Below are 5,399 nucleotides of genomic sequence, written 5' to 3'. Positions count from 1 at the left end.
GTCTTTCAGAGCGATGCGGCAAGGTTCGATAGTGCGTTGAACCAGGTCTTCTACCAGCGCTTCGAGCTTGGCGCGGGAGATTTTCACGTTCAAGTGCTTAGGACCGGTGGCATCTGCAGTGATGTACGGCAGGTTCACGTCGGTCGACAGAGCAGAAGACAGTTCGATCTTGGCTTTCTCAGCGGCTTCTTTCAGGCGCTGCATCGCCAGCGGGTCACCTTTGAGGTTCATGCCGCTTTCTTTCTTGAATTCGTCGACGAGGTAGTCGATCAGACGAATGTCGAAGTCTTCACCGCCCAGGAACGTGTCACCGTTGGTGGCCAATACTTCGAACTGGTGCTCGCCATCGACTTCAGCGATTTCGATCACGGAAACGTCGAAAGTACCGCCGCCCAAGTCGTAAACGATCACGGTGTGATCGCCCTTCGCSTTGTCCATACCGTAAGCCAGAGCGGCCGCGGTTGGCTCGTTTATGATACGTTTAACGTCCAGGCCCGCGATGCGGCCGGCGTCTTTGGTGGCTTGACGCTGGCTGTCGTTGAAGTAGGCCGGAACGGTGATCACCGCTTCAGTCACTGGCTCGCCGAGGTAGTCTTCGGCGGTCTTCTTCATTTTCTTCAGAATTTCAGCCGAAATTTGTGGCGGCGACATTTTCTGGCCGTTCACTTCTACCCACGCGTCGCCGTTGTCAGCCTTGGCGATTTTGTAAGGGACCATCTTGATGTCTTTCTGTACGACTTCTTCGTCGAACTTACGACCGATCAGACGCTTCACCGCGTACAGGGTGTTATGCGGATTGGTCACAGCCTGACGCTTGGCCGATTGGCCTACGAGAATTTCGCCGTCGTTGGYGTAAGCGATGATCGACGGCGTGGTACGCGCGCCTTCAGCGTTTTCAATAACTTTGGCTTTGCCGTTTTCCATCACGGAGACGCAGGAGTTGGTAGTCCCCAGGTCGATACCGATAATTTTGCCCATGTTCACTCTCCCGAAACTTTGGATTTGGTTGCCGCAGCAGTGGTGGCTAACTGCGGTAGCACTTAAACGCTTGACTTATAAATGGGGGCCTTGCGGCCAATTTCAAGCCTGCTCGTCAATCGAAGGCGAAACTGGCGCAGGGGCCTTGCTGACCACGACCATGGCCGGGCGCAGCAGGCGACCATTGAGCTGATAACCCTTCTGGAACACCTTGAGCACGCTGTTCGGCTCAACGTCAGCGCTTTCCTGCATGGCCATGGCCTGATGCTGAACAGCATTGAACGGTTCGCCATGCGGATCGATGGCTTCCAGCTGATAGCGCTTCAGGGTGTCCTGGAACATTTTCAGGGTCAGCTCGATACCTTCGCGCATTGGGCGGATGCTTTCGTCGTCCGGGTTGGACAACTCCAGACCACGCTCCAGGCTATCGACGATCGGCAGCAAATCGCCTGCGAATTTTTCCAGGGCGAATTTGTGCGCTTTTTCTACATCCTGCTCGGCGCGACGGCGGACGTTCTGCAGATCGGCGGCAACACGCAAAGCCTGATCCTGCGCGCCTGCCAGCTGCTCTTCGAGCACTTGTACACGAGCCGCCAGGTCTTCACCCGAAGCCGCGGAGCCCTGGTTGGCGTCTTGATTTTGCGTATCCACTGTCTGTTCGTCAGCCATAGATTTCTCCTTTCAATTTCGTCCGTGAGCTCAACTCACGCTTCTGTCCCGGTATATGGGGCCGCAAAAATCAGCTTCAAGGGGTTTGTTGCGATTGACCCTACAAAAAGCACTGCATTGTGATGTACCGATGCGCCAGGCATTTCGTCAGGCCGAGCAAATCAAGCCAGGCAAGGGCATTGTCAGGCGCAAATAAAACACTGTATAAATAACCAGACCTAAAGCCTGGGAGCGGCCTTTATGCTGGTGCACCTGTCCGTACATAACTACGCCATCGTTGAACACCTCGATCTCGAACTCGATCGAGGGATGAGCGTGATCACCGGGGAAACCGGCGCCGGCAAGTCGATCATGCTCGACGCCCTGGGCCTGACGCTGGGTGATCGCGCCGACAGCGGCGTGGTTCGCCCCGGTGCCGACAAAGCCGACATCCTGGCGACCTTCGACCTGGTCGATATCCCGGAAGCCAGCACCTGGCTCGCCGAACGCGACCTTGAAAGTGATGGCCCGTGCATTCTGCGCCGGGTGATCACCGCCGAAGGCCGCTCCCGCGGCTACATCAACGGCACGCCCTGCCCGCTCGGTGACCTCAAAGCCCTGGGCGAGTTGCTGATCGATATCCACAGCCAGCACGAACACCAATCGCTGCTCAAAACCGATACCCACCGCCGCCTGCTCGACGAGTACGCTGGCGCAACGGACCTTGCCCGCCAAGTGCAACTGGCCGCCCAACGCTGGCGCCAGACTCGCCAGGAACTGGAGCGCCTTTCCAACTCCGGTGACGAGCAACGCGCTCGCCATCAATTRCTCAGCTATCAACTCGAAGAGCTGGAGAACCTCGGTCTCGGCGAAAACGAGTTGGAGCAACTGGAACAGGAACACAAGAACCTGACCAACGCTGAAACGCTGCTGGGCATCTGCCGACAAGTCGTCGAGCAATGCAGCGAGAGTGATTCCGGCAATGTCCTGAAYGCCCTGACCGCCAGCCTCAATCGCCTCTCAAGTGTCAATAACTCGATCGGCGCCCTGGGCGAGGCCAGCAGCCTGCTGACTAGCGCGCAGATTCAGGTAGAAGAAGCGGTGGGCGAGTTGAACCGCTTCCTCGACAACTTCGACGCCGATCCAGCGCGCCTGCAATATCTGGAAGAACGCCTCGATGCGATCTACACCATGGCACGCAAGCACCGCATCCAGCCGACAGAAGTTGCGGAGATGCAGCAACGGCTGCTGGATGAGATCGAAACCCTCAATGCCAACGATGAATCCATCGAACGACTGAGCGATGAACTGTCTTCCTATGCCCGTCATTATCAGGAGAAGGCGCGCGAACTGAGTGACTTGCGCCACCAAGCGTCGAGCAGTCTGGCCAGCGCCGTAGAGCAAGAGATCCAACGACTGGGCATGCCAGGCGGTCGTTTCACAATAGAACTGCGCCCTAACAGCAGTGATGAGTTGCTGCCCAATGGCCTTGAGCAGGTCGAGCTGCTGGTAAGCGCCAACCCGGGCCAACCATTAAAGGCCTTGGCCAAAGTGGCGTCTGGCGGTGAGCTGTCGCGGATCAGCTTGGCGATTCAGGTGATAACCGCACAGACCTCGCGTGTACCAACGCTGGTGTTCGACGAAGTAGACGTAGGGATCGGAGGCCCGACCGCAGAGATCGTTGGCCAGTTGTTACGTCGACTCGGGGAACGCGGACAGGTGCTGACTGTGACTCACTTGCCGCAAGTGGCGGCGCAGGGTCACCAACATTTATTCGTGCACAAGGTTCGCGGCGAAGAGGCGACCCACACAGCCGTTTCCAAGCTGAGCAAGAATGATCGAGTGGAAGAAGTGGCKCGGATGCTSGGCGGCATCGACCTGACCAAGGAGTCYCTGGCCCACGCSAAGAAAATGGTTGTTACCACAAAAGTTTAACAATGGCAGACAGCACGAAGGCGACCCTGGGGTCGCCTTCGTTCGTTTCGCGAATGTGAAATTCGCGCGACATGCTTACTTTTTCTTGCGTACGTACAGCACCAGATTGTGATCAACCATCTCGAAACCATACTTGTCGACGATGGCTTTCTGCAGTCGCTCGATTTCTTCGTCGAAGAATTCGATCACTTCGCTGGTTTCGACGTTGACCATATGGTCGTGATGCTTGCCGTCATCCAGTTCGAAGACCGCATGGCCTCCGTCGAAGTTATGCCGCACCACAAGGCCAGCTGCCTCGAACTGAGTCAGTACACGGTAAACCGTGGCCAGACCGACGTCCTCACCAGCTTCCATCAGCGCCTTGTAAACATCTTCGGCACTCATGTGGCGTTGCTCGGCGGAGTCGAGCATTTGCAGAATTTTGACCCGTGGCAGGGTCACTTTGAGGCCTGCTTTGCGTAGTTCGCTATTTTCAACCATGGTCAGCTTTCTCGCGATGCTGCTTCGCAGCTTCTCTTAATGCGGGTATGATCGGCGTTTACGTTGTCCCAGCCAAGATAGTGGAAGTCGCCCACCGATGCAAAACACCAAGCTCTTGCTAACCAGTTTCACCTTTGTGGGACTGCTCGCACTCGCCGGTTGTTCATTCCCCGGGGTTTACAAAATCGACATCCAGCAGGGCAATGTCGTCACGCAGGACATGATAGACCAGTTACGCCCGGGAATGACCCGTAAGCAAGTACGGTTTATCATGGGTAACCCTCTGCTGACCGACACGTTCCATGCCGATCGCTGGGATTATCTGTACAGCATGCAACCGGGTGGCGGTGAACGCCAGCAGGAACGCGTTACAGTTATCTTCAACTCAAATGATCAGCTTGCCAGCCTTTCTGGTGATTTCATGCCCGGCATGAGTCGCGATGAAGCCCTGCTCGGCACCGACACGCCAATCAAAGAACCCGTAGAACACCTCGAGTTGCCGAAGCCTGAAAAACCGGTCAAGCCGGGCTCGTTGCTGGACCAGATCCAGAAGGACGTCGACGGCGTAGAAACCGTTCCAGTCCCGACGCCAGAACCACTGAACACCTCTCCGCAATAATTTGCGACGCAATAAAAAACCCGGAATATCCGGGTTTTTTATTGCCAGCGTTTAAGGGCTCACTGATTTCGGGCTTTGGCCTCGGCCGCCTTGGCGGCACGCAACCGACGAACTTCCTTCGGATCCGCCAGCAATGGCCGGTAGATCTCGATGCGATCCCCTGCCTGAACCGGGCGTACCTGCGGGTCGGCAATGACCTTGCCAAATATTCCCACCTGGCATTGATCCAGATCCAGCTCAGGAAACTGCGCGGCTACCGCGGACTGACGCAACGCCTCGCGCACCGAAGTGCCCTCAGGCACAGCGACCACCAACAACACCTGACGATCAACGGCGGCATACACCACCTCGACCTCTAACACGGCCTCAACCATGAATTTGCTTGGCGCGCTGGCAAAACGCGTCCATCAACGTGTTGGCAGCTTGATTGAACAAGGGCCCCAACGTTGCGCGAACAATCGGTCCGGCGTAGTCGAATGACAGGTCCAGACTGATCTTGCAGGCCTTTTCTGTCAGCGGCTTGAACGACCAGATGCCGTGCAATTGAGTGAAAGGGCCTTCTTCAAGATTCATTTCGATTGAATGGCCGGGCACCAGTATGTTTCTAGTGACGAAATGCTGGCTCAAACCACCCTTGGCCACGCCTACGCGGGCGCGCATTTGCTCGGGTGAGCTCTCAAGCACTTCGGCGGCCGAGCACCATGGAAGAAACTCCGGATAACGCGCTACGTCGTTGACC

Annotated in this window: 7 protein-coding genes; 2 read left to right on the top strand and 5 right to left on the bottom strand. The window is 56.6% G+C overall.

Annotated features, from left to right (window positions below; genetic code table 11):
* Positions 1-978 (bottom strand): Hsp70 family protein (locus tag AC1DRJ_RS18420; protein WP_477803419.1); only part of this gene is annotated, 978 nt, incomplete at its 3' end.
* A 102-nt stretch (positions 979-1,080) separates the two neighbouring features.
* Complete coding sequence (gene grpE, locus AC1DRJ_RS18415; RefSeq protein WP_452624892.1) at positions 1,081-1,647, bottom strand: nucleotide exchange factor GrpE; 567 nt, start codon at positions 1,645-1,647, stop codon at positions 1,081-1,083.
* A gap of 240 nt (positions 1,648-1,887) precedes the next feature.
* Between grpE and recN the strand changes: the two genes are divergently transcribed.
* Positions 1,888-3,561, top strand: a complete 1,674-nt coding sequence (gene recN / locus AC1DRJ_RS18410; protein WP_477803418.1) for a DNA repair protein RecN — start codon at positions 1,888-1,890, stop codon at positions 3,559-3,561.
* Positions 3,562-3,636: 75 nt separating this feature from the next.
* On the opposite strand, the gene fur is transcribed toward recN, so the two are convergent.
* A complete protein-coding gene (gene fur / locus AC1DRJ_RS18405) occupies positions 3,637-4,041 on the bottom strand; it encodes a ferric iron uptake transcriptional regulator (protein ID WP_003197684.1) in 405 nt (134 codons plus the stop codon).
* A gap of 97 nt (positions 4,042-4,138) precedes the next feature.
* Between fur and AC1DRJ_RS18400 the strand changes: the two genes are divergently transcribed.
* The gene (locus tag AC1DRJ_RS18400; RefSeq protein ID WP_477803417.1) at positions 4,139-4,660 is read left to right on the top strand and encodes an outer membrane protein assembly factor BamE; all 522 of its coding nucleotides are present in this window, start codon (positions 4,139-4,141) and stop codon (positions 4,658-4,660) included.
* Positions 4,661-4,719: 59 nt separating this feature from the next.
* Here AC1DRJ_RS18400 and AC1DRJ_RS18395 read toward each other — a convergent pair whose 3' ends face one another.
* Positions 4,720-5,034, bottom strand: a complete 315-nt coding sequence (locus AC1DRJ_RS18395; RefSeq protein WP_477803416.1) for an RnfH family protein — start codon at positions 5,032-5,034, stop codon at positions 4,720-4,722.
* Positions 5,027-5,399: type II toxin-antitoxin system RatA family toxin (locus AC1DRJ_RS18390; RefSeq protein ID WP_477803415.1), on the bottom strand; the 373-nt coding region annotated here is incomplete at its 5' end. The genes AC1DRJ_RS18395 and AC1DRJ_RS18390, both read right to left, overlap by 8 nt.

It is taken from the genome of Pseudomonas sp. P5_B2, assembly GCF_056400445.1.
Note: the sequence above shows the minus strand (reverse complement) of the source record. Positions and strands in the feature narration are given on the sequence as shown.

Excerpts from the sequence above, each read along its gene's own strand:
- fur (WP_003197684.1), bottom strand. The coding sequence starts at position 4,041 with ATGGTTGAAAATAGCGAACTACGCAAAGCAGGCCTCAAAGTGACCCTG.
- grpE (WP_452624892.1), bottom strand. The coding sequence starts at position 1,647 with ATGGCTGACGAACAGACAGTGGATACGCAAAATCAAGACGCCAACCAG.
- AC1DRJ_RS18400 (WP_477803417.1), top strand. The coding sequence starts at position 4,139 with ATGCAAAACACCAAGCTCTTGCTAACCAGTTTCACCTTTGTGGGACTG.
- AC1DRJ_RS18395 (WP_477803416.1), bottom strand. The coding sequence starts at position 5,034 with ATGGTTGAGGCCGTGTTAGAGGTCGAGGTGGTGTATGCCGCCGTTGAT.